General features: G+C 55.3%; 2 protein-coding genes. Both read left to right on the top strand.

What is annotated here, in order from left to right; all coding sequences use genetic code 11:
* Positions 1–97: 97 nt before the first annotated feature.
* Complete coding sequence (gene istA, locus QQJ87_RS14575) at positions 98–1636, top strand: IS21 family transposase (protein WP_284282630.1); 1539 nt, start codon at positions 98–100, stop codon at positions 1634–1636.
* An 89-nt stretch (positions 1637–1725) separates the two neighbouring features.
* Positions 1726–2329, top strand: a 604-nt coding sequence (istB, locus tag QQJ87_RS14570; protein ID WP_284282628.1) for an IS21-like element helper ATPase IstB, incomplete at its 3' end; no start/stop codon positions are given.

Genomic DNA, 2329 nt, shown 5'->3' with positions numbered 1-2329 from the left:
TGGACATGATTTCTGGCTGAAACTGGACACTTAAAACCGCCCGCGGATAACCGTGGCACCCTGCTTGGTTTCCAACCAAATTTCAGGGGCCACACCCATGCCTAATCGACGGTTATCCATGAGAAAGATTTTAGAAACACTGCGACTTCGTGAGCAGTTGGGATTTACCAAACGGCAAATCGCCAACACCATTAAAGCCAGCCCCACTACGGTGTCAGATTATTTGCGCAGAGCCGAAATTGCTGGCCTCACTTATGCAAATGGCCTTGAGATTGGCCACGAGGCGCTTGAGCGCCGACTGTTTCCGCTCCAAACCCACAGCGCCATTAAGCGCCCGCACCCAGATTGGGCCCACATCCACACCGAATTAAAACGTAAGCACGTCACCATGGATTTGCTGTGGCGTGAGTACAAGCAAGCCCACTCGGATGGACTGGAGTACAGCACATTCTGTGAGCACTACAGGAAATGGGTGGGCAAGCTCAACGTGAGCATGCGCCAGCACCATGCACCGGCAGACAAACTGTTTGTGGATTATGCCGGCACCACCATTGATGTGGTGGACGGTGCCACGGGCGAGGTTCGCCACGCTCAACTGTTTGTGGCCGTGCTGGGTGCATCAAACTACACCTTCGCTGAGGCCACCTGGACCCAAAGTATTGCCGACTGGGTGGGCTCACATGTGCGAGCATTGAACTTCTTTGGTGGCAGCCCGCGCTGTGTGGTGCCGGATAATCTAAGGAGCGGTGTGACGCGCGCCGTGTTCTTTGAGCCCACCATCAACGAAACCTATGCGGACTGGGCCCGCCACTATGGCATTGCCATTCTGCCTGCTCGGGTGCGCAAACCGAAGGACAAGGCCAAGGTGGAAGGTGCGGTGCTGATTGCCGAGCGCTGGATTATTGCGGCCTTGCGCAACGAGAAGTTCTTCAGCCTGAACGCACTGAACCGCACCATCGCAACGCTGCTGGCCAGCCTGAACACACGCCCCTTCAAGAAGATGCCCGGCAGCCGCCACAGTGCCTTCGCGAGTTTGGACAAACCCGAGCTGTTGCCACTGCCCAGCCAACCTTATGAGTTTGCCGACTGGCAAAAACGCCGTGTGGGCATTGACTACCACGTAGAAGTCGATGGGCATTATTACTCTGTGCCCTATCAACACGCTAAAGAAGAAGTGTTGGTGCGCATTGGTGAGAAGACAGTAGAGGCGTATCTGAAGGGCAAACGCATTGCAAGCCACCTGCGCAAACACAGCAAGGCGCGTCACACCACAGCATCAGAGCACATGCCGGCGAACCACAAGGCCATTGCAGACTGGACACCGGCCAAGTTCAGAATTCAAGCCCAGAAGATAGGCCCATGCACCTTGGCCGTGGTCGAGCAGCAACTGAATACCCGCAAATATCCAGAACAAGCGTACCGGTCCTGCGTGGGCATTCTGCGTCACATCAACACGCATGGCAAAGAGGCACTGGAGCAGGCCTGCGAGTTGGCACTGCAAATCAACTCAGCCAACTACCGCTCCATCAGCTCCATTCTGAAGACTGGCAAAGCAAAGGCGACTGAGCCACAAAGCCAACAAGCCTTGCTGCCCGAGCACCACAGCAATGTGCGTGGTGCGGATTACTACCATTGAACAAACACAGTCATCGAACAAACATCCACCCAAACAATTGGCAACTCGCCTGCGAGTTGCCAGATACCGCAAAGGCTAAAGAAATCATCATGTTGAAACACCCCACCATCGACAAACTGCAAGCCCTGAAACTCACCGGCATGGCCAAGGGATTGCAGGAACAAACCCGTTTGCCAGAAATAGAAAGCCTGGGCTTTGAAGAACGACTGGGCTTACTGGTTGACCGTGAGCACACCGAACGGCAGAACCGTTTGCTATCTGGGCGGCTTCGCCGTGCAAAGCTGCGCCAACAGGCCAGCCCTGAGAACATCGACCTGCGCTCACAACGCGGGCTGGATAAATCCCTCATCACCAAACTACTGACTTGCCAATGGATTGATGAACACCAGAACATTGTGCTCACTGGCCCCACGGGAGTGGGTAAAACGTACCTGGCCTGCGCACTGGCAACGCAAGCGGCCCGCCATGGATGCAGCGTGCTGTACTACCGCCTGCCACGCCTGCTGGAGGAACTGGCAATTGCAAGGGCAGATGGACGGTATGTGAAGGTGCTGATGCAGTTGGCCAAGGCCGAAGTGGTGGTGCTTGATGATTGGGGCATGCATGCCTTCACCGACACCAACCGGCGTGACTTGCTGGAATTCTTCGATGACAGGCACAACAAGAAAAGCACCTTGGTGACTAGTCAACTGG

The sequence above is a fragment of the Limnobacter litoralis genome, from assembly GCF_030160455.1.
GTDB lineage: Bacteria > Pseudomonadota > Gammaproteobacteria > Burkholderiales > Burkholderiaceae_B > Limnobacter > Limnobacter litoralis.
This window is presented reverse-complemented; position numbering and strand designations above follow the sequence as displayed.

What these genes read in the sequence shown, in the direction of transcription:
- istA (WP_284282630.1), top strand. Translation starts at nt 98, where the DNA reads ATGCCTAATCGACGGTTATCCATGAGAAAGATTTTAGAAACACTGCGA.